This window comes from Streptomyces sp. NPDC041135, assembly GCF_055592085.1.
Genome location: NZ_JBVIYZ010000025.1, coordinates 26264 through 51062 on the forward strand (window position 1 = coordinate 26264; position 24799 = coordinate 51062).

The following is a 24799-nucleotide window of genomic DNA, read 5'->3' on the forward strand; positions in this document are numbered from 1 at the left end:
GGCCATGACGTCGGCAGCGGCGGCGGGGGCCGGTCCGGCCCCCGCCGCGTCCAAGACACCCAGGAGCCGCAGGAGCGTGACCGGCACCCGCCGGACGGTGGCCGTGCTCTTCCTGCTGCCCGCCCTGGTGCTGCTGGGCGCGCTCGTGGTCTACCCGATCGGGTACTCGATCGTCCGCAGCTTCTACAACGCCTCCGGTGACGGGTTCGCCGGACTCGACAACTACAAGGCGCTGTTCACCGACGACGGCATCCGTACCGCCCTGAAGAACAACATCATCTGGGTGGTGTTCGCGCCGACGGTCTCCACGGCCCTCGGCCTGGTCTTCGCGGTGCTGACCGAGCGGGTGCGCTGGGGAACGGCGTTCAAGCTGGTCGTCTTCATGCCGATGGCGATCTCGATGCTGGCCGCCGGGATCATCTTCCGGCTGGTGTACGACCAGGACCCGGACAAGGGGGTCGCCAACGCGGTGTGGGTGGGCGTCCACGACACCTTCGCCCAGTCCTCGGCGTTCCCGAAGGCGCACCCGGGCCGCGAGTCGCCGTTCACCGCGCAGGGCGGCGGCTTCCTCACCAAGGCACCCGTGCACACCGGCCAGGCCGTCACCCTCCCGCTGGTCGGTGTCGCGCCGGACCAGATGCCCGACGGCGCGAAGAAGGCCGTGCCCGCCGAACCGCGGCCGGGGAAGATCACCGGCACGACGTGGCAGGACTTCACGCGCGGCAAGGGCGTCGGCAGGCTGGGCGCACCGGACCCGTCGGAGCTGGGTTACGCCGGGATGCGCATCGAGGCGGTGAAGGACGGCTCGGTGGTGGCCACCGCCGAGGCCGCGGGCGACGGCACCTTCACACTGCCCGCGGCGGCCGACGGGGCGCGGCTGCGGCTGCCCGCGAGCAACTTCAAGGAGCCCTACAACGGCGTGGACTGGCTGGGCCCGTCGCTGGTCACCCCGGCCATCATCGGGTCGTACGTGTGGATGTGGGCGGGCTTCGCGATGGTGCTGATCGCGGCCGGGCTCGCGGGCGTGCCCCGGGAGCTGCTGGAGGCCGCGCGGGTGGACGGGGCCAACGAGTGGCAGGTGTTCCGCCGGATCACCGTGCCGCTGCTCGCGCCGGTCCTCGCGGTCGTCACCGTCACGCTGATGATCAACGTGCTGAAGGTCTTCGACCTCGTCTACATCATCGCCCCGGGCTCCTCCCAGGACGACGCCAACGTGCTCGCCCTGGAGCTGTACCGCAAGGGCTTCTCCGAGGGCCAGCCGGGCATCGCCAGCGCCATCGCGGTGTTCCTGCTGCTGCTGGTGATCCCGGTGATGCTCTTCAACATCCGGCGGCTTCGGCGGGAGGTGCGGCGATGAACACGCGTGCGCTTCGGCGTGGCCGGGGGTTCGGGGATCGCCCCCCGGGATGGCACAGCAACATCCGGCGGCTTCGGCGGGAGGTGCGGCGATGACGACTCACGCCGAGAGCGCGAACGCGGGCCGTGCGGGCGCGGCGACTCCCGTCGAGGGGGTGCGCAAGCGGCAGTCGGTCGCCTCGCGGATCGCGGAGCGGCTGAGCGGCGGCGCGGTCCGGGTGTTCCTGCTGCTGGTGGGCCTGTTCTGGCTGGTGCCTACCATCGGTCTACTGATCTCCTCGCTGCGCGCGCCGGAGGCGATGAGCGCCAGCGGCTGGTGGCAGGTGTTCGCCAAGCCCTCCCAGCTGACCTTCGGCAGCTACCGGAAGCTGCTGGAGAACGGCGACATCACCCACTCCCTGCTGAACACCGTCCTGATCACGGTCCCGGCGACCGTCCTGGTCGTCGTGATCGGCTCCCTCGCGGGTTACGCGTTCGCCTGGATGGAGTTCCCGGGCCGGGACTGGTGGTTCCTCGGGGTGGTCAGCCTGCTGGTGGTGCCGGTGCAGGTGGCGCTCATCCCGATCGCCGAACTGTTCGGCAAGGTCGGCCTGTTCGGGACGATCTTCGGGGTGATCCTGTTCCACGTCGGCTTCGGACTGCCGTTCGCGGTGTTCCTGCTGCGCAACTTCTTCGCGGAGATCCCGCGGGAGCTGCTGGAGGCCGCCCGGCTGGACGGCGCGGGTGAACTGCGGCTGTTCGCGCGGGTGGTGATGCCGCTGGGCGGGCCGGCCATCGCGAGCCTGGGCATCTTCCAGTTCCTGTGGGTGTGGAACGACATGCTGGTCGCCCTGGTGTTCACCAAGTCCGGCACGCAGCCGATCACGGTGGCCCTGCAGACGCAGGTACGGCAGTTCGGCAACAACATCGACGTCCTGGCGCCCGGCGCGTTCATCTCGATGGTGATCCCGCTGGCCGTGTTCTTCGCGTTCCAGCGGCAGTTCGTCTCGGGCGTGATGGCCGGAGCGGTCAAGTGACCGGAAAGCGCCGCGAGTAGCTCACGCGCGACCAGGAAAGGCCACCAAGGATCAGGAGAGTTCGGCACCGGAAGGCGAGTCGTCCCACGGCTCGCCTTCCGGCGTTCCCGGGTGTCCCCCACACGACGTACGAGCCGTAACCAAGTCACTCCATCGGCCGTTGCCGGGCAGAAGGCCCGCGCCGACCGACCCATGGATGTCCCTTGCCCAGGTTCAGTGTCATTGTCCCCGCGTACAAGGTCCAGGCGTACCTGTCCGAGTGCCTGGACTCGGTGCTCTCCCAGTCGTACCCCGATCTGGAGCTCATCGCCGTCGACGACCGCTCCCCCGACGCCTGCGGCGCGATCATCGACGAGTACGCGGCCCGTGACCCGCGCGTACGGCCGCTGCACCTGCCGGAGAACCGGGGCCTGGGCCTGGCCCGCAACGCGGGTCTGGAGCTGGCCGCCGGCGACTACGTGATCTTCCTGGACAGCGACGACACGCTCACCCCGGACGCGCTGCGCGCCGTCGCCGACCGGATCAAGGAGACCGGCGAACCGGACGTCCTGGTCTACGACTACGCACGCACCTTCTGGACGGGCCGCACGGTCCGCAACAAGGCCGCGGCCGAGCTGTCCGAGCAGGGCCCGGCGCCGTTCCGGCTGGAGGACCGCCCGGGGCTGCTGAAGGTGCTGATGGTCGCCTGGAACAAGGCCTACCGCCGGGAGTTCCTGGAGCGCGAGGGCTTCGCCTTCCCGCCCGGCTACTACGAGGACACCCCCTGGACGTTCCCCGTCCTGATGGCGGCCGGGTCGCTGGCGACCCTGGACCGGGTGTGCGTGCACTACCGCCAGCGCCGCCAGGGCGGCAACATCCTGGCCACCACCAGCCGCCGGCACTTCGACGTCTTCGACCAGTACGACCGGGTCTTCGCGTACGTCGAGGAACGGCCCGAACTGGCCCGCTGGCGGCCGGTGCTGTTCGGCCGGATGGTCGACCACCTCGTCACCGTCTTCACCCGGCGCGACCGACTGCCGCGCGGCTCGCGCGCCGAGTTCCTGCGCCGGGCCCGCGCCCACCACCGCCGCTACCGCGTCCCGGGCGCCCCGGTCCCGCTGCGCAACCGGCTGCGCCACGGTCTGGTCCGCTTCGGCCTGCACCGCACCTACCGCGCCCTGCGGGCGGCGGCGTCCGCCCACCGCCGCGTCCGCAAGGCCGCGGTCAAGCCGGCCCGGGCGGTCCGCGCCGGCGCCCTCCAGCTGCACTACCGCGTCCAGCTGCGGCTGCCGCTGCGCGCCGACCGCGCCGTCTTCGCCGCCTACGGGCACCGCGGCCACGGCTGCAACCCCGGCGCGCTGGAGGCCGCGTTCCGCACGCACGCCCCGCACATCCGCACCGCGTGGATCGCCCGCCCCGAGCACCTGCACACGCTGCCGCCCGGACCGCGCCGGCTGCGCCCCGGCACGGCCGCCTACTGGACGGCGCTGGCCCGCTCCAAGTACCTCGTCAACAACGTCAACTTCGACCGCCGGCTGCGCAAGCGGCCCGGCCAGGTCTTCGTGCAGACCCAGCACGGCACCCCGCTCAAGCACATGGGCCTCGACCTCCAGGAGCGCCCCGCGGCCGCCGCCGGCACCGACTTCGGCGAGCTGCTGCGGGGCGTCGACGCGTGGGACTACCTGCTGTCCGCCAACCGCCACACCACCCTCACCTGGGAGCGCGTCTACCCGGGCCGCTACCGGACGCTGGAGTACGGCTATCCGCGCAACGACGTCTTCCAGCGGGCCACCCCGGCGGACGTGACCCGGCTGCGCGAGCAGCTCGGCGTGCCTGACGGCTCGGTCGCGATCCTGTACGCGCCCACCCACCGCGACTACCGCCGCACCCAGCGCCCGCTCCTGGACCTGGAGCGGCTCGCCCGCCGCCTCGGCCCGCGCTTCGTGGTGCTGGCCCGCGCCCACCCCGCGCACGGCGGCCGCCTCGGCGAGGGCCCGCGGATCATCGACGTCGGCGACCACCCGAGCGTGGAGTCGCTCTGCCTGGCCTCGGACGTCCTGATCACCGACTACTCGTCGCTCATGTTCGACTACGCCAACCTCGACCGCCCGATCGTCCTGCACACCGCGGACCTGGAGGCGTACGAGGCAGCCCGCGGCACCTACCTCGACCTGCTCTCCTGCCCGCCGGGCGCGATCGCCCGCACCGAGGACGAGCTGGTCGACGTCTTCGCCTCCGGCCGCTGGCGCGGCTCCCGCGCGGCCGAGCTGCGGGCCGCGTTCCGGGAGCGCTTCTGCCCGTACGACGACGGGCGGGCCGCCGAGCGCGTCGTCCGCCACGTCGTGCTGGGCGAGGAGGCGGGACTGCCGCCCGTCGTCCCGCTCGGCGCCCGCCGCCCGGCCGCGTCGGCCGCCGCGGCCCGCATCAGCTCCCCGCTCGCCACGGTGCCGCAACCTTCCGGCCCGCTCCCCGTCACCGAGAGCCGCTGAACGGCGTTTGTCCTACCGGGAGTCCCCATGCCCCCCAGCACCTCGCGGCCCACCCCGACCCGGCCGCCGACCTGGCGGCCGACCGGGCGGCCCGGGCGCGGCGCGGTCCGACCGGGACCGGGCCGGGGGACGTACAGGGCCTGAGCCCAGGCAAGACGACAGAAAGAACAGAATGCCCCGCTTCAGCATCATCGTCCCGTCCCACGGGGTCGCCGGCCGGCTGTCCCAGGCGCTGGACTCGGTCCTCGCCCAGTCCTTCGGCGACCTGGAGCTGATCCCGGTCTGCGACGCACCCGGCACCCCGGCCGCCGACGTGGCCGCCGGGTACGCCGAACGGGATCCCCGGGTGCTTCCGGTGCACTCCCCGCCCGCCGCCGGCCTGAGCGGGGCGCGCAACGCCGGGACGCGGGCGGCGACCGGCGCGTACCTGCTGTTCCTCGACGGCGACGACGTCCTGCTGCCGGGGGCGCTGGCGGCGCTCGACGCGCGGCTCACCGAGACCGGGGACGTCGACGTCCTGTACGTGGAGCACGAGCGGGTGCCCTGGTGGGAGGGCGAGGCGACGAACCCGGCCGCGGCCCTGCTGGCGACGGCGCCCGCCGGTGCCTTCGCGCCCGGCCGGGCGCCCCAGGTGACCGGGGTGCAGCTCCCGGCGTGGAGCGCCGCCTACCGCCGCGCCTTCCTGGCCGAGCGGGACCTCGCCTTCCCCGACAGCCACTTCACCGACGTCGGCTGGGGAGGCCTGACCACGCTGGCGGCCGAGCGCGTCGCCGTGCTGCGCTCGGTGGTCGTACGGCACCGGCTGCGCCGGCAGGGCAGCCGGCTCAATCTGCCCGGCGCGCACCAGCACCAGCTCCTCGACCAGGTGGAGCTGGTGCTGACCCGGGCGGCCGACGGCGGGCTCGACACCGGGCGGGCCCGGCCGCTGTTCGACCAGCTGTTCGCGGTCGTGCTGAGGACGGCGGCGCGTCCGGAGCGGCTGCCGGCCGGGCACCGGGCGTTCTTCCGCCGGGCGGGCCGCCTGTACCGCCGGTACCGCCCGGCCGGTCACCGCGCCCCCGGCGGCAGCCTGGGCATCCAGCACCGGCTGCTGGCGACGGGCGCGTACACGGCGTTCCGGGCGCTGCGCGGCGCCAACCAGGTGGCCGCGCGCACCGCGGAGAGCGTCCCGCGCCCGCGGCTGCTGCGCACCCGGCTGCGCTACGCCCGCGACCTGCGCCGCCCGCTGGACCCGAACCTCGCCGTCTACTGCGCGTACTGGGGCCGGGGGTACGCCTGCAACCCGGCCGCGATCCACGCCAAGGCCCGCGAACTCGCCCCGCACATCCGCTCGGTGTTCCTGGTCGAGGCCGGCCAGGAACACGCCGTGCCCGAGGGCGTCGACCACGCGGTGATCGGCTCCCGCCGCTACTGGGAGGTGCTGGCCCGGGCGACGTACCTGGTCAACAACGCCAACTTCGCCGAGGGCGTGGTGAAGCGGCCCGGCAGCGTGCACCTGCAGACCCAGCACGGCACCCCGCTGAAGACGATGGGCGTGGACCAGTCGGCGTACCCCGTGGTGGCCGCGCAGAGCGGCAGCTTCGCCAAGCTGCTGGGCCGGGTGGACCGCTGGGACTACAACCTCTCCGCCAACCGCCACTCCACGCAGATGTGGGAGCGCGCCTTCCCCGGTTCCTACGAGGCGCTGGAGTACGGCTATCCGCGCAACGACGTCTTCTACACGGCGACCGGCGAGGACGTCGCCCGGATCCGCCGCGAACTCGGTGTGCCGGAGGGCAAGACGGCCGTCCTGTACGCGCCCACCCACCGCGACCACCACACCGGCTTCGAGACCGGCCTCGACCTCGCGGCGTTCTGCGAGGCGGCCGGCGAGGACGTCGTCGTCCTGCTGCGCGCCCACTACTTCTACGACCGGGGCCGCGGCGCCGGCGGCGGGCGGGTCATCGACGTCACCGCGCACCGCTCCTCGGAGGAGGTCTGCCTGGCCGCCGACGCCCTGGTCACGGACTACTCGTCGATCATGTTCGACTACGCCAACCTGGACCGTCCGATCGTCGTGTACGCCGACGACTGGGACGTCTACCGCGAGACGCGCGGCGTCTACTTCGACCTGATGGCCGAGCCGCCCGGGCCGGTCGCCCGCACCCCCGAGGAGCTGGCCCGCGTCTTCCGCGACGGCTCGTTCGCGGGAGCGCGCTCCCGCGCCCTGCGGGCCGCGTTCCGGGAGCGGTTCTGCCAGTTCGACGACGGCCGGGCGGCCGAGCGGGTCGTGCGGCGGGTGCTGCTCGGCCAGCCGCCGGAGGCCGTCCCGCCCGTGATCCCGCTCGCGGAGCGCGTCCCCGCCCCCGCCGCCGCGACCCTCGTGAGGAGCTGACCGAGCCGTGCCCCGCTTCAGCGTCATCGTCCCCTGCTTCAAGGTGCAGGGTTTTCTGCGCGAGTGCCTCGACTCGGTCCTGCTGCAGTCCTTCAACGACCTCGAGCTGATCGCCGTCGACGACTGCTCCCCGGACGGCTGCGGGGAGATCCTCGACGAGTACGAGGCCCGCGACCCCCGGGTGAAGGTGCTGCACCTGCCGGAGAACGTCGGCCTCGGCCGGGCCCGCAACGCCGGCATCCCGCACGCCGGCGGCGACTACCTGTTCTTCCTCGACAGCGACGACACCCTCACCCCGGGCGCGCTGCGGGCCGTCGCCGACCGGCTGGAGGAGGCCGGCGACCCGGACGTGCTGGTCTTCGACTACGCCCGCACCTTCTGGTGGGGCGGCACCCGGCGCAACGTCCTGGCGCACGTGCTCGCCGACGCGGGCGCGGGCACCTTCACGGCGACCGAGTACCCGGAGATCCTCGACCTGCTGATGGTGGTGTGGAACAAGGTCTACCGGCGTGACTTCGTGGAGGAGAAGGGCTTCCGCTTCCCACCCGGCTACTACGAGGACACGCCCTGGACCTTCCCGGTCATGCTCAGTGCCCGGCAGATCGCCACGCTGGACCGGATCTGCCTGAACTACCGGCAGCGCCGGCAGGGCAACATCCTGTCCACCACCAGCCGCAAGCACTTCGACATCCACGAACAGTACCGGCGGGTGTTCGGCTTCGTCGACGCCCACGCCGAGCTGTGGCGCTGGCGGCCGTACCTGCACCGCAAGATGGGCGAGCACTGTCTCGACATCCTCGCCAAGCCGGACCGGCTGCCGCCGTCGGACAAGGCCGAGTTCTTCCGGCGCACGGCGGAGCTGTTCCGCAGCCACCGGCCCGAGGACGCCCAGGTCGACGGGGAGGTCGCCCTGCTGGAGGGCAGCTGGGCGGCGTACCGGGTCAGGCGGCTGGCCGGGCGGGCCGCCGGGGAGGCCGGGCGGCGGGCACTTCAGGCGCGCCGGGCGGCCGGCACCCGGGCCCGGCGCGGCTGGGCCGCCGTGCACGGCCGGCGCCCGCTCGACCCGCACCTGGTGGTGTACTCCGCCGCCTCGCACCGCGGGGTGCTGGGCGACCCGGCGGCCGTCTACCACCGGGCGCGGCAGATCGCCCCGCAGCTGCGCGGGGTGTGGGTCGTGCGGGACGAGGAGGCCGCCGAGCAGCTGCCGCCGGGCGTGGAGCACGTGCTGCTGGACTCCCGGCGCTACCTGGAGGTCACCGCGCGGGCGGGGTTCTTCGTCAACGACGTCAACTGGCCCGGCACCCTGGCCAAGCGGCCCGGCAGCGTGCACATCCACACCCACCAGGGCACCCCCCTCAAGTACATGGGCGCCGACCTGCTGGGCAAGCCAGGCGCCCGCCTCGGCTTCGACGTGCCGCAGATGCTGCGCCGGGCCGACCGCTGGGACTACAGCCTGGTCGCCAACCGCCACTCAGAGCTGGTGTGGGAGCGGGCCTACCCCTGCCACTTCACCTCGGTGCGCTCGGGCAGCCCGCGCAACGACATCCTGGTCGAGGCCCCCGCGGAGCCCGGGGCGGCCTTCCGCGCCCGGTACGGCATCCCCGAGGACCACACGGTCGTGCTGTACGCGCCGACCCGGCGCGACTACCGCCGCAGCGGCCACGCCGAGCGCCTGGACCTGGCCCGGTTCGCCGCCGACCTGGGTGAGGGGCACACCCTGGTGGTGCGGCTGCACCCCACGCTGGCGACGGGTCCCGCGCGCGGGGCGGGGCTCGCGGAGCTGCACCGGCGCGGGATCGTGGTGGACGCCACCGACGAGCCGCACGTGGAGCAGGTGATGCTGGCCTCGGACGTCCTGGTCACCGACTACTCGGCGGTGATGTTCGACTACGCCAACCTGGACCGGCCGATCGTCGTGCACGCCGACGACTGGCCCGCGTACACGGCGAGCCGGGGCGCCTACCTGGACATCACCGCGGAGGCCCCCGGACACGTCTCGCGCTCCCAGCGGGAGCTGGCGTGGCTGTTCGCCTCGGGTGCCTGGCGGGACGAGGAGTCGGCGCGGCTGCGGGCGGACTTCCGGGCCCGGTTCTGCGAGTACGACGACGGCCGCGCCGCGGAGCGCGTGGTGCGGACCCTGCTGCTCGGCGAGGACGCGGACGGGCCGGTGACCGCCCGGGTGCCGGGTCCGGCCACCGGGCGCGACCTGCTGGCGCCGAGGTGAGGGCACGCCTCTGGGTGGCGGTCCTGGCCGCCGGGTTCGCCCTGCTGCAACTGGCGAACGTCACCGGCCGGGACACCCCCGACTCCCTGAACTACGTCTCCTACGCGCTGACCCTGGGCGGTGCCGGCCAGCGGGCCGCGGCGGCCGCCACCGTCGAGTGGGCCTGTGCGGGCCGGGCGTCGCTGGCGCACCGGGCGCAGAACGTGGACGTGGTGCGCTTCCACGCGCCGAGCCCGGACGCGAAGGTGCTGGCGCGGTGCCGGGCCGAGGAGCTGGGGCGGGTGCAGCGGCGGTTGCGGGCCGGGCAGGGCGACGGTCACGTGGTGCCGTTCGTGGCGCCGCGGCTGCGGCGGATCTTCGAGGTGCGGCCGGGCTATCCGGCGTTGCTGCTGCCGTTCGTCACGGTGTTCGGGGTGACGTGGGGCGTGTGGCTGGCGGGCGTCGCCGTCACCGTCGCGGGCGGCGTGCTGGTCTTCCTGACCCTGCGCACCCTGTCGGTGCCGGTGCCGCGGGCGCTGACCGGGCAGGCCCTGTACTACGTGCTGCCGTGCGGGGCGACCGCGATGCGCCCGATGACCGAGGGCCTGCTGCTGGCGCTGAGCCTGGCGGCGGTGTGGGGCTGTGCGCTGGCGCTGACCGGGCGGGGCCGGGCGGGCGCGGCGCTGGCGGGCGGCTGTCTGCTCGCCCTGTTCGCCGTCAAGCACTCGCAGGCGCTGTTCCTCGGGCTGTGCCTGGCCGGGGCGGGCACCGCGGTGGCGGTGTGGCGGCGGCGCCGGGGCCGGGCTCCGGGGCACGGGGTGACGGCGCTCGCGGCGGTGGGCTGCGGCGCCGCCCTGGGCACGCTGGTGCTGGCGCGGCTGCTGCACTACCCGGCGGAGTCGGAGAGCGTGCAGGACCTGCTCACCGGGCACTACAGCCGCCCCGACCGCCCACACCCGTGGCCGGAGCTGCTCCAGCTGGAGGGGAACTTCTGGCTGGAGTGGCTGCGCCGGCAGCTGCTGCAACCGCTGTTCGCGGCGGCGCTGGCGGCCGGGGCGTGGGGCGCCGTGCGGCGGCCGGCGTTCGGCTGCTTCCTGCTGGCGGCCGCGGGCACCGGGCTGCTCACCCAGGCCGGTCACCCCGACATCGGCATCTGGGGTGACCGGCTGATCGTCCTGGCCTGGCTGCTGCCGGTGCTCGGCGTGCCGCTGCTGCTGGAGCCGCGGGGGCGGCGGGCGGCGGGGCTGCCGTCGCAGGAGCGGCGGGCGGCCCAGGCGGTGGGCTGAGCCCGGTTACTCGATGACGAGCTCGACCGGGACGTTGCCGCGGGTGGCGTTGGAGTAGGGGCAGACCTGGTGGGCGGTCTCGACCAGCTTGCGGCCGGTCGCCTCGTCCACGGTGTCGGGCAGCTCCACGCGCAGCGTCACCTTCAGCGCGAAGCCCTCGCCCTGCTTGCCTATGCCGACCTCGGCGGTCACCGCGGCGTCGCTGACGTCCACCTTGGCCTGGCGGCCGACGAGGCCCAGCGCGCTGCCGAAGCAGGCGGCGTACCCGGCGGCGAACAACTGCTCGGGGTTGGTGCCCTGGCCGTTGCCGCCCAGCTCCGCCGGCGCGGCCAGCTGGAGGTCGATCCGGCCGTCGGAGGAGACGGCACGGCCCTCGCGGCCGTGCGTGGCGGTGGCGACAGCGGTGTACAGCGCGTCCATGGAAAACCATCCCTCTCGGAAGTCGGTGCGTACCGCGGCTGGTCCGGCCGCCGTACGTCCCTAAGTAGAGCACACAACTGAATTGTGTACAACTTAATGGCGTCGCGAGCTATCCTGGTGACATGACCGCCGCCACTCCCGCCACCCCCGCCGAGGCGGACTGGCTCCGCCTGGACCGCCAGATCTGCTTCTCCCTGCACGCCGCCTCCCGCGCCTTCAACGGCGTCTACCGGGTGCTCCTGAAGGACCTCGGTCTCACCTACCCCCAGTACCTGGTGATGCTGGTGCTGTGGGAGCGGGGCGAGCTGCCGGTCAAGCAGCTCGGCGAACACCTGCGACTGGACTCCGGCACGCTCTCCCCGCTGGTCAAGCGGCTGGAGGCGGCCGGTCTGGTGCGGCGGGAGCGCAGCGCGCGGGACGAGCGGTCGGTGGTGGTGCTGCTGACCGGTGAGGGCGCCGCGCTGCGCGAGCGGGCCCTGCGGGTGCCGCGCCGCATCGCCGCGGCCACCGGGTTCGACCTGGCGGAGATCCGCGAGCTGCACGAACGCCTCGACCGGCTCACCGCGGCACTGGACACGGCGGCGCTCCAGGAAGCGGAGGACGACCGGTAGCTGCCGCGGATGGACCGGCCGGCCCCAGGACGCGGACGTACAGCCGCACCGTGACCCGGTCGCGGACCGTCTCCCCGCGCAGGACGAACCGCTCGTTCAGCACGGCCAGCTTCAGCCGTTCGGCGGGGTCGGCCGGGCACAGGTCCCCGGCCACGACCCGCCGGTCGGCGACGACCCACACCCGGCGCAGCGCGGCCAGCCTGCGGCGCATCTCGGGGAGCGCGGCCTCCCTGCCGTACAGCGTCCCGGACGGGGCGGCGCCGCTCGCCAGCGACACGTCCCGCGCCCGGCGGAACGGCCCCGGGTAGGCCAGCGCCGCGCTGCGCGCGGAGGACGGCAGGAACAGCACCGGGTCACCCGGGCGCAGCCGGTGCCCGACGGTCCGGGAGAGGGCGCCGAGGTCGTCGGGGCGGTGGTCCGGCGAGCGGTCCTGGCGCAGCAGCGGGAGCTGGTGCACCAGGGCCAGCGCGACGACGGCGGCGCCCAGCAGCGCGGGGAGAGCGGCCCCCAGCAGGGCAGGGAGGGCGGGACCGGCGGGCCGCCGCCGGTGTCCGGCCACCGCCGGGCGCCAGGCCGCCGACAGCACCCGGTCGGCGCCCGCGGCCACCAGCAGCGGGGCGCCCGACAGCGCGTACAGCACATAGCGGTCGACGTACAGCGGCGACCACTGCGAGACCAGCATGAGGGCCACCGGGGGGACGACCGCGAGCGGCAGCGCCAGCCCCGCGCAGGTGACCTCGCCGCGCCGGCCGGCCGGCCCGGCCAGCCCCACCAGGGCCAGCGTCAGCGCCGTCCAGTAGACCCCGGGCGTCGGCCCCAGGAACGTCCGCAGCAGCTCCTCCGCCGTCTGCGGGGTCGGCGTCCGCAGCCACGCCACCTGCGCCGACTGCGCCCGGGAGACCAGGACCAGGGGCAGCAGCGACAGGACGACACCGCCGGCCGCGCCCGCCCAGCCCCGCCAGACCCGGGCGCGCACCCGGCTCAGGGCGAGCGTCGCGGCGTGGGCGGGCAGCAGCAGGACGGCGAACTCGTGCAGCCAGCAGGTGGCGGCGAGGAGGGCGGCATAGGCCCACCAGGAGCGGCCGCCCCGGTCGACGGCGCGCGTGAGCAGCAGGGTCGCGCCGGTGGCGCCGGCGGCGACGAGGGCGTAGGAGCGGCCCTCCTGCGCGTAGTGGCCGGCCAGCGGCGTGACGGCGTACAGCAGTCCGGCCCACAGTCCGACGCGGGGACGCACCAGCCGGGCGCCGAGCGCGGCGACCAGGCCCGCGGTCAGTGCCGCGGCGGCGACGGAGGGCAGCCGCAGCACGACCTCGCCGGGGTGCGGGACGAGGACGGCGTGCATGAGGAGGTAGTACAGGCCGTGGACCGCGTCCACGTCGTGCAGCAGCCGCCAGATCTGCGGCACCGTGCGGCGCGCGACCTGGAACGTGACGGCCTCGTCGCGCCACATCCCGCCGCGGTCCACTCCCCACAGCCCGAGCGCCAGCATCACCGCCGCCGGCACCGCCACGGCGACGAGGCGGCGAACCTCGCGCGCGGGGCGCGCGGGGCGCGTGGGGCGGACGGCGGGGGCGGGACCGGACTCCGGATGCTCCGGGTGCTCCGGCGTGCGCCCTGGCTCGCGGCCCGGCTCGCGCCCCGCCGCACGCACCGGTGCGCGGCCCGGCGCCCGTTCCGGCGCACGTCCGGGTGCGGGTCGGGGCGTGCGTCCGGGCACGTGTCCGGCCGCACGCGTACGCGCGCCCGGCTCCCCGGGAGTCGCCGCGCGCGAGCGCGACCGCGGTCTTACCAGAAGCGCGATGTTCACCACGGCCCGATCTTTTGCGATTAGCCAACCTTTGCGGCGCATTGACGGCGTATCGGCGTGGATACACCATCCGCGCGGCTTAGGCTCCCACGTGATGAACAGCCGTGCCGATGATCTCGTTACGCACCGTCTCCCCGCCGGGCCGCTCCTCGCGTCCGCCGCCTGGCTCGCCACCCGCGCCCTCATGCTGTGGCTGCTGGCCCACAACGCCCTGCCGCTGCTGGGCCGGGGCGGCGTGGCACGCGAGGTGTGGCGGCTGTACTTCCACTGGTACGGCGTGCTGTCGCACGGCGCCTTCCCCGCGCACGACACGCTCTGGCAGTACCCGCCCGGCGCGGGCGCGGTGCTGCTGCTGCCCGGCCTGCTGCCGGGGCCGAGCTACTTCCAGGCGTTCGTGGCCCTCACCCTGGCCGCCGACGCCCTGGTCACGGCGGCCCTGGTGCGCGCGGGCACCCGCCCAGGGCGCAGCCTGCGCGGCGCGGCCCTGTGGATCGGCGGCCTGCCACTGCTGCTGCACCTCCCGCTCGCCCGCTACGACGTGGAGGTGACGGCGCTCGCCGTCCTCTCCCTGCTGGCGTCGGAGCGCTCCACGCGCGCGGGCGGGATCCTCGCGGGTCTCGGCGCGCTGGTGAAGGTGTGGCCGATCCTGGTGCTGCTCGGGGCGCCCCGGGGGCGGTCGACCCGGTCGGCGTGGTCGTGGGCGGCGGCCGGCGCGATCACGTCCCTGGCGTTCTTCGCCCTGTCGTTCACCCATTCCCTGGCCTTCCTGCGGCAGCAGGGCGGCCGGGGCGTGCAGATCGAGTCGCTCGGCGGCACCGCCCTCAACCTGGCCCGGCTCGCCGGCTGGCCCGGCCGGGCCCGCTACCGCTACGGCGCGATCGAACTCGTCGGCCCGTACGTCTCCACGGTCGCCACCGCCTCCCTCGCGCTCACCGCGGCGGCCTTCGCCCTGCTGGTGCTGTGGCGGCTGCGGGCCCGGCACTGGAGCGAGGCGACCCCCTACGACGCGGCGCTCAGCGCGGTGCTGCTGTTCACCGTCACCAGCCGCGTCATCAGCCCCCAGTACATGATCTGGCTGCTGGGGCTGGCCGCCGTGTGCCTGACCTCCCGGTACACCAGCCAGCGCCCGGTCTGCGCGCTGGTCCTGGCGGCGACCGCGCTGAGCACCGTCGCGTATCCGCTGTCCTACGGCGAGGTCGTGGACGGCACCTGGACCGGCTGCCTGCTGATGCTCGCCCGCAACGGGCTGCTGACGGCCGCCGCCGTGCTGTCCTTCGTCCGGCTGTGGCGGGCCGGGCGGCCACCGGCCGGCCGGGCCCCGTCCTCGACCCGGCCGCGCCCCGGTTCCGGCCGGCTGCGCGAGCCCGCGGTGCCCGTCTCCTGACGGGCCGCCGCCCCGGCACCGGACCTCCCGTGGACTCCCCGCACCCGGACTCCCCGTCCCCCGCCCCGCCGCTGCCCGGGGCGGCCGTCGTCGTCATCGGCCACAACGACGCCGCCCACGTCGCCGACGCCGTGCGCTCCGCACTCGCGCAGGGGCCGGCCGTGGCCGAGGTCGTCGCCGTGGACGACTGCTCCACCGACGGCAGCGGGGAACTGCTGGAGCGCCTGGCCGCCGGTGAGCCGCGGCTGCGGGTGGTGCGCCACCGGGTCAACAGCGGCGGCTGCGGCAGCCCCCGCAACACCGGCATCGACGCGGTGCGCGCGCCGTACGTGATGTTCCTCGACAGCGACGACGTGCTGCCGCCCGGCGCCGTGGGGGCACTGCTGCGGGCGGCCGCCCAGGCGCGCGCCGAGGTCGCGGGCGGGCTGTGCGTGCGCCGCGAGCTGCCCTCGGGGCGCGAACGGCCCTGGCAGCCGTCCCTCTACACCGCGCACGCCGTCCTCGCCGGCCCCGCGCGGCGGCCGCGCCTGGTCCGCGACACGCTGTGCGTCAACAAGCTCTACCGCACCGCCTTCCTGCGCGCGCATGGCATCCGCTTCCCCGAGGGGCGCTTCCTCTACGAGGACTTCGTCTTCACCGCGCGCGTGCTGGCCGCCGGACCACGCCTGGCCCTGGTGCCGGACCAGGTCTACGTGTGGCACGTGCGCCGCTCGGCCGACCGGCTGTCGCTTTCCCTGGACCGGGAGCACATCGGCAACTGGGAGGCGCGCCTGAGGGCCTGCGCGCTGGCGCACGACATCCTGCTGGGCGCCGGGCAGACGGAGCTGGCGCGGGCGGCGCGCGCCAAGTTCCTCGACCACGACCTGCGCATGTACGCGCGCGACCTCCCGACGCGGGACGCGCCCTACCGGCGCGCGTGGTGGGCGCGGACCCGGGACCACCTCGGGCGGTACGACGCCGCCGACTGGGCGGCCGACCCGGCGGCGCCCGGCCGGCTGCTCGGCCGGGTCGTCCTGGCGTCCCCCGGGCCCCGCGACCTGCCCCGGCTGCGGGAACTCGCCGCCCGCCCGGCCCGGCTGCTGCCCCCGTACGCGCGCACCCCGGACGGCGGCCCCGTCTGGTCCGCCGACCTGCCCGAGGTGAGCCTCGCGCCCTTCCTGACCCGCCCCGCCCGCGTCCTGCCCCTCGCGGTGGACGCGGAACTGCACGCCCGCGCGCGGGGCGCCCGGCTGCGCCTGCGGCTGCACGAGCTGTACGGGCGGGTGGCCGCGGCGGGACCCGTGGAGGTGGAGGCGCGGTGGCGGTCGCGGGACGACGGCGAGGTCCGCCAGCGGCGCACGGTGCCCTTCGCGGCCGCCGAGGGGGACGGCTGGCCGGCCGAGGTGCCCGTCGACCTGGACGCGCTCGGCGCCGGGGTGTGGGACCTGCGCCTCACGGTGCGCTTCCGCGACGGCTCCCACCGGGACGTCACGGCGCACGCCGTCACGCGCGCCGGTTCGCTGCGCCGTCGCACCGTACCGAGCGCCGTGCACGGCGTGCTGCTGGTGCAGCCGTACTCCACGCACTCCGGCGCACTCGCGCTGCGTGCCGCCACCGGGCTGCGCGGAGTGGCCGCGGTCGCCCGCGGACGGCTGCGGCGCCTGCTTCACTGAGGACCACTCGACGAGGGGACGGTCGCACCATGACCTGGCTGATCACCGGCGGCGCCGGTTACATCGGGGCGCACGTCGTCCGGGCGATGACCGAGGCGGGCGAGCGCGCGGTGGTGTACGACGACCTGTCCACCGGGATCGCCGCCCGCGTGCCCGAGGGCGTCCCCCTGGTGGTGGGCTCGACGCTGGACGGCGACCGGGTGGCGCGCGTGCTGGCCGGTCACGCCGTCACCGGTGTCGTGCACCTGGCGGCGAAGAAGCAGGTCGGCGAGTCGGTGGACCGCCCGCTGCACTACTACCGGGAGAACGTGGAGGGCCTGCGGGTCCTGCTGGAGGCGGTGACGGCGGCTCGGGTCCCGTCGTTCGTGTTCTCCTCGTCGGCCGCCGTCTACGGGATGCCGGACGTGGACCTGGTCACCGAGGAGACGCCCTGCGCCCCGATGTCCCCCTACGGCGAGACCAAGCTGGCGGGCGAGTGGCTGGTGCGCGCGACGGGCCGGGCCACCGGTCTGTCGACGGCGTGCCTGCGCTACTTCAACGTGGCGGGCGCGGCCGCCCCCGAACTGGCCGACACCGGGGTGTTCAACCTCGTCACCATGGTCTTCGAGAAGCTCACCCGGGCGACGGCGCCGCGCGTCTTCGGCGACGACTACCCCACCCCGGACGGCACCTGCGTCCGCGACTACATCCACGTGGTGGACGTGGCCGAGGCCCATGTGGCCGCCGCCCGCGCCCTGCGGGACTCCCGCGGACTCGCCCTGACGCTCAACATCGGACGCGGGGAGGGCGTGTCGGTGCGCGAGATGATCGACCGCATCAACGCGATCACCGGCCACGACCGCGCCCCGACCGTCACCCCGCGCCGCCCCGGCGACCCGGCCCGCGTGGTGGCCTCCGCCGCCCGCGCCACGGCCGAACTGGGCTGGAAGGCCCGGTACGACGTCGAGGACATGATCACCTCCGCCTGGGAGGGCTGGGTACGCCTGCACCCGGAGGCGGCACGGGACTAGGGCCTGTCGTTTGGATCAGGTCGGCTGAGAGGGCCTGCGCCTTTTTGCCTACCCGAGCGGGGCGTGGTGCGTGCAGCTGCAAGGCGGAGGAGGGAGTCGACGCGGAGCGTCGAGGACCGACGACAACGCGGCAGATGTGCGTGCCACGCCCCGCGACGCCGACATGATCCAAACGACAGGCCCTACGGCCGGACCTCGAGGCACCCGTGGCGGGGCGCCCTCACAGGGCCTTGAGCGCCTCCGCCGTGGCCCGGGTCAGGGTGGTCAGGTAGGTCTTCGGCAGCTTCGGGCTGCGGATCACCACCGAGCGCCAGTACAAGGGCCCGGAGATCAGGTCGAGGGCCAGGTCGCGGTCGGCGCCGGGGCGCATCTCGCCGCGCCGCTCCGCCGCCGCGAGGATCTTGCTGGCGACGCCCTCCTGGCCGTCGCGCAGGGTCTTGCGCACCGCCTCGGCGATCTCCGGGTTGCGGGCCGCCTCGGCCTGGAGATCGGGGATGACCTGCGAGGCGACGGGGTGCCGCAACGCGCGCGAGGTCACCTCGTACAGCAGCCGCAGGTCGCCCTCGAGGGAGCCGGTGTCCGGAGCGGGCAGGCCCAGGACAGCCATCGCCGACATCACGTCGAGCACCAGGTGCAGCTTGGAGCGCCAGCGGCGGTAGACGGCCGTCTTGCCGACGCCCGCGCGGCGCGCGATGCCCTCGATCGACATGCGCGCGTACCCGACGGCCGCGAGTTCCTCGAAGACGGCGGCGCGGATGGCCTCGGTCACGTCCTCCCGCAGCACGGCGGCCCCGGCGGGCGCCCGGCGGCGCGGACGCGTCTGCGGCTCCTCGGCGTTCGTCGTCATGCCGACCAGCATAGGGCGTAGCGACGAAACGGTTGCGTTCCGACGCCGATTGGGCCTACGCTCCCGTTGCGACGATACGGTCCCGTCCCGACGTAAGAGAACGTGAAGAGAAGCGTAAGGAAACGGCGGGCGACGGGACCACGCGGCGACGGACCGGCGGCAGCCGGACGCAGCACCCCACCCCCGAGCGAAAGCAGCGGAAGTGAGCCAGGTCCTCCACGCACCGCCCCAGACCCCGGCCCAGGCCGACGCCGACGACCTCGCGGCGCTCGCGGCCCGGCACGGCCTCGCGGTCAGCGGCGCCCGCCCCTCCCTGCCCGCCTACCTGCGCCAGCTGTGGGACCGGCGCCACTTCATCGCCGCGTTCTCCACCGCCAAGCTCACCGCCCAGTACAGCCAGGCCAAGCTGGGCCAGGTGTGGCAGGTGATGAACCCGCTGCTGAACGCGGCCGTCTACTTCTTCATCTTCGGCGTGCTGCTCGGCACCAAGAAGGGCGTCCCGGACTACGTCCCGTTCCTGGTCACGGGCGTGTTCGTGTGGACGTTCACGCAGAGCTCGATCATGACGGGCACCCGCGCCATCTCCGGCAACCTGGGCCTGGTGCGCGCCCTGCACTTCCCACGGGCCGCGCTGCCGATCTCCTTCTGCCTCCAGCAGCTCCAGCAGCTGCTGTTCTCGATGTGCGCCCTGTTCGTGATCCTGCTCTGCTTCGGCGTGCCGGTGTCGGTGTCCTGGCTGCTGGCGATCCCGGCGCTGACGCTGCAGTTCGCCTTCAACGCCGGCGTCTCCATGATCGTGGCCCGGCTGGGCGCGAAGACCCCGGACATCGCCCAGCTGATGCCGTTCCTGCTGCGCACCTGGATGTACGTCTCCGGCGTGATGTGGAGCATCGACCACCTGCTCAGCAAGCACAACGACCTGCCGTCCTGGGTGGGCCCGGTGCTGCAGGCCAACCCGGCGGCCGTCTACATCGACCTGATGCGCTTCGCGCTGATCGACAGCTTCCACTCCAGCCAGCTCCCCCACCACGTGTGGGCGATCGCGGCCGGCTGGGCCCTGCTCGCCGGAGCCGGCGGGTTCATCTACTTCTGGAAGGCTGAGGAGACCTACGGCCGTGGCTGACCTCACCCACCCCCTCACCCACCCCGCGGACCCGGCGCACCCGGCCGACTCCGCGCCCCCCGCGGACCGCGTCCAGCCCGACCGGACAGGGCCCGCGCAGGACCAGGTGCCGACCGTCATCGCCGACCGCGTCGACATCGTCTACCGCGTCAACGGCACCGGCGCCGGCCGCGGCACCGCCACCGCCGCGCTCAACCGCATGCTGCGCCGCAAGCAGACCGAGCGGGCGTCGGGCGTGCGCACGGTGCACGCGGTGAAGAAGGTCTCCTTCGTCGCCTACAAGGGCGAGGCGATCGGGCTGATCGGCACCAACGGCTCGGGCAAATCGACCCTGCTGAAGGCGGTCGCCGGTCTGCTCCCGGTGGAGAGCGGCCACATCTACACCGACGGCCAGCCCTCGCTGCTCGGCGTCAACGCGGCCCTGATGAACGACCTCACCGGCGAGCGCAACGTCCACCTCGGCGGCCTCGCCATGGGCATGTCCCGCGAGGAGGTCAAGGAGCGCTACCAGGACATCGTGGAGTTCTCCGGCATCAACGAGAAGGGCGACTTCATCACCCTCCCGATGCGGACGTACTCCTCCGGCATGGCCGCCCGCCTCCGCTTCTCCATCGCGGCCGCGAAGGACCACGACGTCCTGCTCATCGACGAGGCGCTGGCCACCGGCGACCGCTCCTTCCAGAAGCGCTCGGAGCAGCGCATCCGCGAGCTGCGCAAGCACGCCGGCACGGTGTTCCTGGTGAGCCACAACAACAAGTCGATCCGGGACACCTGCGACCGGGTGCTGTGGCTGGAGCGCGGCGAACTGCGCATGGACGGGCCGACCGAGGACGTCCTGAAGGAGTACGAGGCCTTCACCGGCGAGAAGACCCCGAAGCCGAAGGCCAGGGCCCCGAAGAAGGCCACCCCGAAGCCTCCGGCGGCCTCGGCGGTGTGACCGGCGCCGGGGCCCTGGCGGGCTCGGCGGCTCCGGCGGGCTCGGCGGCTCCGGCGGGCTCGGCGGCTCCGGCGGGCTCGGCGGCTCCGGCGGTGTGACCGGCGCCGGGGCCCTGGCGGGCTCGGCGGCTCCGGCAGGCTCGGCGGCTCCGGCAGGCTCGGCGGCTCCGGCAGGCTCGGTGGCCTCGGCGGTGTGATCGGCGCCGGGGCCTTCGCGCCGGCCCGACCGTCATCACGCGGCGCCGGGGTCTCCGCGCGGCCGTGGCGTCCCGCGGGCCTGGCCGGGTGAGCGGTGCCCTCCCCCGGCCAGCCCAAGCACAGTTATCCCTTTTATCCGCCCGGTGGAAGGATGACAGGGAAGGTGCGCCTGGAGACGTCGAGGTGAAGGAGCCGGACCCCGATGCCCGAACTCAGCGTCATCGTCCACGGGCCGAACACCCAAGGGCATCTGACCGAGCTGCTCGACGCCCTGGACGCCCGCCCGCCGGCGGACGCCGAGGTGATCGTGGCCGCGGTCGGCGACTGGGCCCGGGAGGCCGCCGCGGGGCACGCCCCGGAGACGGTGGTGCTGCCCCTGCCCGAGGGCACCACGGACGCGGCCGCCCGGGCCGCCGGAGCCGACCGGGCCACCGGCCGCTGGCTGCACTTCGTGCACGCCAAGGACGGGCTGCCCGCGGGCGCCATCCGGCTGCTCACCGAGCGGGTCGCCGAACTGCCGGAAACCGTCGACGTGCTGCTCGTCGACCACGTCGTCACCACCTGGCGGACCGCCGCCGTGCCGAGCCGGGACGGCCGCCGCCTGGCCCGCGCCGGCCGCGCCGACGTCGCCCTGGACGACGCCCCCGACCTGCTGCGCCTCACCCCGCTGCTCGGCAACCGCGTGCTGCGGGCCGGCTTCTGGCGGGACCACCGGGAGCGGCTCGCCACCGACGACGAGCCGCGCGCCGCGTACGCCGCCCTGCTGCACGCCCGCCGCACCGCGTGCCTGAACCAGGTGGCCTTCGAGGACCGCAGACCGCGCCCCGAGAGCCTGCCGCCCGTCGCCCCCGAGGAGCGGTACGCGCTCGTCGACCGCTACGAGGCGCTGCTCCTCCTGGCCAAGGACCGCCCCGCCGTCCGCGCCGTCCTGTACGACCTGATGGTCACCCAGCTGCTGCGCACCTTCGCCCGCGAGGACCTGCCCGAGCCGGTGGCCCGGGAGTTCTTCCGCCGCGCCTCCGTCGCCGCCGTCCGCTGGCGTCCCGACGGCCACCGTCGCCCGGCCGGGCTGGAGGGCGTCCGCCGCTCGCTGCTGGAGGAGGGCGCCTACACGAGGTACCGCGCCTTCCAGGCCGCCAACCGCACCCGCCGGACGGCCAGGACGCTGGTGCGCACCCGCAGACGCGAGGCGGGCGCCAGGCTCCGCGCCCACCGCTACCGCCGGGCCCTCGCCCGCCCCGTCGATCCGCGGCTTGCGGTGTTCGCGGCCTACTGGGACCGCGGAGTCGCCTGCAACCCGGCCGCGATCGCCGCCAAGCTCGCCGAACTCGCCCCGCACATCCACCCGGTGTGGGTGGTGACGAAGGACAACGCGGCCCTGCTGCCGCCCGGCACCGACCACGTCGTCCCGGGCACCCGCCGCTACTGGGAGGTGCTGGCCACCGCCAAGTACCTGACCAACAACGTCAACTTCCCCAACGCGGTGGTCAAACGCCCCGGCGCCATCCACCTCCAGACCCACCACGGCACCCCGCTCAAACGCATGGGCCTGGACCAGATGGACCACCCGGCCGCCGCCAAGGGCCTGGACTTCGCCGCGCTGCTGGCCCGCGTCGACAAGTGGGACTACAGCGTCTCCGCCAACAGCCACTCCACCCGCATGTGGCAGCGCGCCTACCCGGCCCGCTACACCTCCCTCGACCACGGCTACCCGCGCAACGACGTCCTGTACGCGGCCACCGCCGCCGACGTGCGCGCCGTACGCGAGCGCCTGGGCATCGCCCCCGGCCGCCGGGCCGTCCTGTACGCCCCCACCCACCGCGACTACGAGGCCGGCTTCACCCCGCGCCTGGACCTCGCCGCCCTCGCCGACCGGCTCGGCGAGCACACCGTGCTGCTGGTGCGCGCCCACTACTTCTACGGCGGCGCCGCCTCCCCGCTCACCGGCCTGCGCCGCACCGGCCGGATCATCGACGTCTCCTCCTACGACCCCGTCGAGGATCTCTGCCTGGCCGCAGACGCCCTGGTCACGGACTACTCGTCGATCATGTTCGACTACGCCAACCTGGACCGCCCGATCGTGATCTACGCCGATGACTGGCAGACGTACGCGACCACCCGCGGCGTGTACTTCGACCTGCCGGCCGAGGCCCCCGGCCAGGTGGCCCGCACCCAGGAGGAACTCACCGAGATCCTCGCCACGGGCGCGTGGCGGGACGAGAACGCGGCGAAGGCACGGGCGACGTTCCGCCGCCGGTTCTGCGAGTACGACGACGGACGCGCCGCCGAGCGGGTCGTCCGGCGGGTGTTCCTCGGCGAGCCCGAGGAGGCGCTGCCCCCGGTGATCCCGGTCGAGGACCGCACCCCGGCCCCGAGCCCCGAGGAGGCCACCGCATGACCCCCGACGTGACGGTGACCGTGATCGTCCACAACGACGCCCGCCGGCTGCCCCGCGCGGTCGCCTCGGTACGCGCGCAGACGCACGCCGGCATCGAGATCATCATCAGTGACGACCACTCCACGGACGACACCCCGGCCGTGGCGCGCCGCCTGGCAGCGGAGGACCCGCGGGTGCGCTACCTGCGGCTGCCGCAGAACAGCGGCGGGTGCAGCGCCCCGCGCAACCGGGCCCTGGAGACCGCCCGGGCGCCGTACCTGATGTTCCTCGACAGCGACGACGAGCTGCCCCCGCGCGCGGTGGAGTCGCTGCTGGCCGCCCACCGGGAGCGCGACGTCGACTTCGCGATGGGCGCGGTCCGGCGCATCCGGGTGGACAACGGCCGCCGCTCCACCTGGATGCCGCACCTGGTGGCCGAACGCCGCACCCTGGAGGGCATCGGGGACGACCCGCGCCTGTTCTTCGAGCACCTGTCGACCAGCAAGATGTACGCCCGCTCCTTCCTGGACCGGCACGCCCTGCGCTTCCCCGAGGGCATCCACTACGAGGACCAGCTGTTCTCGGCGCAGGCGTACTGCCTGGCCAGGGCGTTCACGATCATCCCCGAGCCGGTGTACCTGTGGTACATCGAGCCGTACGCGGCCGCCGACGCCGCGTCCATCTCCAACCAGCGGCACAAGCTCTCCAACGTCCGCGACCGCGTCCACGTGCAGCACCTCATCGACGACTTCCTGGTGAGCAGCGGGCACGCGGAGCTGCGGGAGGACAAGGACTACAAGTTCCTCAAGCACGACTTCCGGATGTACGCGGGCGACCTGCCCTTCCGGGACCGGCCGTGGCGGGAGTCCTTCGCCGGGATCATGAACCCGTACCTGGACACCCTGGCGCCCGGTGCCTACGCCCGGCTGCCGCGCCCCGAGCGGATCGTCCTGCAACTGCTGCGCGACGGCCGCCTGGACGAGGCGGGGACGGCGGCGCGCGGCCTGGGGCACGGGGTGGCGCCGCGGCAGGTGACCGCGCCGGCCGGGGGCGACGGCGCGGTCTACTGGGGCGAGAGCGTCCCGGACACCGACCGGGCCCGGCGCGAACTGGACGTCAGCGAGCTGGAGCTGGACACCCGGCCCTTCCCCAGCGCGCTGTTCCGCCACGAGATCACGGAGCTGGCGCCCGGCCCGGGAGCGACGCTGGCGCTCACCGTCCGCACCTACGACCCGGGGCTGCGCCTCCCGGTCGGCCCGCACCGCGCCTCCCTCGCACTGGCACCCGCCCGCCGCCGCCTGACGGTGCCCTTCCGCCTCGATCCCGTCCGGCCCGGCGTCTTCGAGGGCCGCGTGTGCCTCGACCTGGCGGCGGCTCCGCTGCCCCTCCAGGGCTTCGCGGGCGTACGGCACCCCATCCTCCGCCTGGAACAGCAGGGCCTGGCCAACTCGGGACTCCTGCTCGCCCCGCTGGACTTCCCCACGCTCACCAGCCGCGTCCGCTACCGCTCGGGCGCCACTCCGCACGACGTCACCATCGAACCGGAGGGCCGCGCCCCGGGGCGGCTCCAGATCCGCTGGCGCCCGGTCGGGGTGACGGCCCGGGTCATCCGCCCGGTGGTCCGCAGGGTGGCCCGGCCGAAGGTGAAGCAGGCCGTGCACCTGGTGTCGAGCGCCCTGCGGTAGGCGGGCCTCGCGGGCGGGCCGGCCCGGCGCGCCGTGACGGGCGGGG

Annotated in this window: 17 protein-coding genes; 14 read left to right on the plus strand and 3 right to left on the minus strand. The window is 74.5% G+C overall.

Features of this window, described 5'->3' with window-relative positions:
• Window positions 1-4: 4 nt before the first annotated feature.
• From ACZ6CZ_RS32235 to ACZ6CZ_RS32260, 6 genes are all read left to right on the plus strand, one after another.
• Window positions 5-1357, plus strand: coding sequence for a carbohydrate ABC transporter permease (locus ACZ6CZ_RS32235; protein ID WP_469028314.1), 1353 nt, complete (start codon window positions 5-7; stop codon window positions 1355-1357).
• Between the two features lie 91 nt (window positions 1358-1448).
• On the plus strand, window positions 1449-2372 hold the full coding sequence (locus ACZ6CZ_RS32240) for a carbohydrate ABC transporter permease (RefSeq protein ID WP_469028317.1): 924 nt from the start codon (window positions 1449-1451) through the stop codon (window positions 2370-2372).
• A 203-nt stretch (window positions 2373-2575) separates the two neighbouring features.
• Window positions 2576-4840, plus strand: a complete 2265-nt coding sequence (locus ACZ6CZ_RS32245) for a bifunctional glycosyltransferase/CDP-glycerol:glycerophosphate glycerophosphotransferase (protein WP_469028320.1) — start codon at window positions 2576-2578, stop codon at window positions 4838-4840.
• 172 nt (window positions 4841-5012) lie between these two features.
• Window positions 5013-7214 carry a bifunctional glycosyltransferase/CDP-glycerol:glycerophosphate glycerophosphotransferase gene (locus ACZ6CZ_RS32250; protein WP_469028322.1) on the plus strand — a complete coding sequence of 734 codons (2202 nt, stop codon included), beginning with the start codon at window positions 5013-5015 and terminating at the stop codon, window positions 7212-7214.
• Between the two features lie 7 nt (window positions 7215-7221).
• Window positions 7222-9438, plus strand: a complete 2217-nt coding sequence (locus ACZ6CZ_RS32255) for a bifunctional glycosyltransferase/CDP-glycerol:glycerophosphate glycerophosphotransferase (RefSeq protein ID WP_469028324.1) — start codon at window positions 7222-7224, stop codon at window positions 9436-9438.
• A complete protein-coding gene (locus tag ACZ6CZ_RS32260; RefSeq protein WP_469028327.1) occupies window positions 9435-10703 on the plus strand; it encodes a hypothetical protein in 1269 nt (422 codons plus the stop codon). The genes ACZ6CZ_RS32255 and ACZ6CZ_RS32260 overlap by 4 nt, the downstream gene beginning before the upstream one ends.
• A gap of 6 nt (window positions 10704-10709) precedes the next feature.
• On the opposite strand, the gene ACZ6CZ_RS32265 is transcribed toward ACZ6CZ_RS32260, so the two are convergent.
• On the minus strand, window positions 10710-11123 hold the full coding sequence (locus ACZ6CZ_RS32265) for an organic hydroperoxide resistance protein (protein WP_469028329.1): 414 nt from the start codon (window positions 11121-11123) through the stop codon (window positions 10710-10712).
• 122 nt (window positions 11124-11245) lie between these two features.
• On the opposite strand from ACZ6CZ_RS32265, the gene ACZ6CZ_RS32270 reads away from it, so the two are divergent.
• Window positions 11246-11734, plus strand: a complete 489-nt coding sequence (locus ACZ6CZ_RS32270) for a MarR family winged helix-turn-helix transcriptional regulator (RefSeq protein ID WP_469028332.1) — start codon at window positions 11246-11248, stop codon at window positions 11732-11734.
• On the opposite strand, the gene ACZ6CZ_RS32275 is transcribed toward ACZ6CZ_RS32270, so the two are convergent.
• Window positions 11682-13244, minus strand: a complete 1563-nt coding sequence (locus ACZ6CZ_RS32275) for a glycosyltransferase family 39 protein (protein ID WP_469028334.1) — start codon at window positions 13242-13244, stop codon at window positions 11682-11684. The two genes, ACZ6CZ_RS32270 and ACZ6CZ_RS32275, sit on opposite strands and share 53 nt — an antisense overlap.
• A gap of 391 nt (window positions 13245-13635) precedes the next feature.
• Here ACZ6CZ_RS32275 and ACZ6CZ_RS32280 point away from each other — a divergent pair, with 391 nt between their 5' ends.
• The 3 genes from ACZ6CZ_RS32280 to galE are packed head-to-tail and all read left to right on the plus strand — an operon-like array spanning window position 13636 to window position 17587.
• Complete coding sequence (locus tag ACZ6CZ_RS32280) at window positions 13636-14925, plus strand: glycosyltransferase 87 family protein (protein WP_469028336.1); 1290 nt, start codon at window positions 13636-13638, stop codon at window positions 14923-14925.
• Between the two features lie 29 nt (window positions 14926-14954).
• Window positions 14955-16577 carry a glycosyltransferase gene (locus tag ACZ6CZ_RS32285; protein ID WP_469028338.1) on the plus strand — a complete coding sequence of 541 codons (1623 nt, stop codon included), beginning with the start codon at window positions 14955-14957 and terminating at the stop codon, window positions 16575-16577.
• A 29-nt stretch (window positions 16578-16606) separates the two neighbouring features.
• Window positions 16607-17587: a UDP-glucose 4-epimerase GalE gene (gene galE, locus ACZ6CZ_RS32290; protein WP_469028341.1), complete on the plus strand. Its 981-nt coding sequence runs from the start codon at window positions 16607-16609 to the stop codon at window positions 17585-17587.
• Window positions 17588-17807: 220 nt separating this feature from the next.
• Here the strand turns inward: galE and ACZ6CZ_RS32295 are convergent, their stop codons facing one another.
• Window positions 17808-18434 carry a TetR/AcrR family transcriptional regulator gene (locus tag ACZ6CZ_RS32295; protein WP_469028344.1) on the minus strand — a complete coding sequence of 209 codons (627 nt, stop codon included), beginning with the start codon at window positions 18432-18434 and terminating at the stop codon, window positions 17808-17810.
• A gap of 202 nt (window positions 18435-18636) precedes the next feature.
• Between ACZ6CZ_RS32295 and ACZ6CZ_RS32300 the strand changes: the two genes are divergently transcribed.
• From ACZ6CZ_RS32300 to ACZ6CZ_RS32315, 4 genes are all read left to right on the plus strand, one after another.
• The gene (locus ACZ6CZ_RS32300) at window positions 18637-19557 is read left to right on the plus strand and encodes an ABC transporter permease (protein ID WP_469028347.1); all 921 of its coding nucleotides are present in this window, start codon (window positions 18637-18639) and stop codon (window positions 19555-19557) included.
• Between the two features lie 106 nt (window positions 19558-19663).
• Entirely contained in the window at window positions 19664-20494 is an 831-nt protein-coding gene (locus ACZ6CZ_RS32305; protein ID WP_469028402.1) for an ABC transporter ATP-binding protein, read from the plus strand.
• A gap of 399 nt (window positions 20495-20893) precedes the next feature.
• Entirely contained in the window at window positions 20894-23089 is a 2196-nt protein-coding gene (locus tag ACZ6CZ_RS32310) for a CDP-glycerol glycerophosphotransferase family protein (protein ID WP_469028350.1), read from the plus strand.
• Window positions 23086-24753, plus strand: a complete 1668-nt coding sequence (locus tag ACZ6CZ_RS32315; RefSeq protein ID WP_469028352.1) for a glycosyltransferase family 2 protein — start codon at window positions 23086-23088, stop codon at window positions 24751-24753. Before ACZ6CZ_RS32310 ends, ACZ6CZ_RS32315 begins: the two co-directional genes overlap by 4 nt.
• Window positions 24754-24799 lie beyond the last annotated feature (46 nt).

Bases quoted from the DNA above. Each gene is read 5' to 3' on its own strand.
- ACZ6CZ_RS32235 (WP_469028314.1), top strand. From the start codon at position 5: ATGACGTCGGCAGCGGCGGCGGGGGCCGGTCCGGCCCCCGCCGCGTCC.
- ACZ6CZ_RS32240 (WP_469028317.1), top strand. From the start codon at position 1,449: ATGACGACTCACGCCGAGAGCGCGAACGCGGGCCGTGCGGGCGCGGCG.
- ACZ6CZ_RS32250 (WP_469028322.1), top strand. From the start codon at position 5,013: ATGCCCCGCTTCAGCATCATCGTCCCGTCCCACGGGGTCGCCGGCCGG.
- ACZ6CZ_RS32265 (WP_469028329.1), bottom strand. From the start codon at position 11,123: ATGGACGCGCTGTACACCGCTGTCGCCACCGCCACGCACGGCCGCGAG.
- ACZ6CZ_RS32270 (WP_469028332.1), top strand. From the start codon at position 11,246: ATGACCGCCGCCACTCCCGCCACCCCCGCCGAGGCGGACTGGCTCCGC.
- ACZ6CZ_RS32280 (WP_469028336.1), top strand. From the start codon at position 13,636: ATGAACAGCCGTGCCGATGATCTCGTTACGCACCGTCTCCCCGCCGGG.
- galE (WP_469028341.1), top strand. From the start codon at position 16,607: ATGACCTGGCTGATCACCGGCGGCGCCGGTTACATCGGGGCGCACGTC.
- ACZ6CZ_RS32295 (WP_469028344.1), bottom strand. From the start codon at position 18,434: ATGACGACGAACGCCGAGGAGCCGCAGACGCGTCCGCGCCGCCGGGCG.
- ACZ6CZ_RS32310 (WP_469028350.1), top strand. From the start codon at position 20,894: ATGCCCGAACTCAGCGTCATCGTCCACGGGCCGAACACCCAAGGGCAT.
- ACZ6CZ_RS32315 (WP_469028352.1), top strand. From the start codon at position 23,086: ATGACCCCCGACGTGACGGTGACCGTGATCGTCCACAACGACGCCCGC.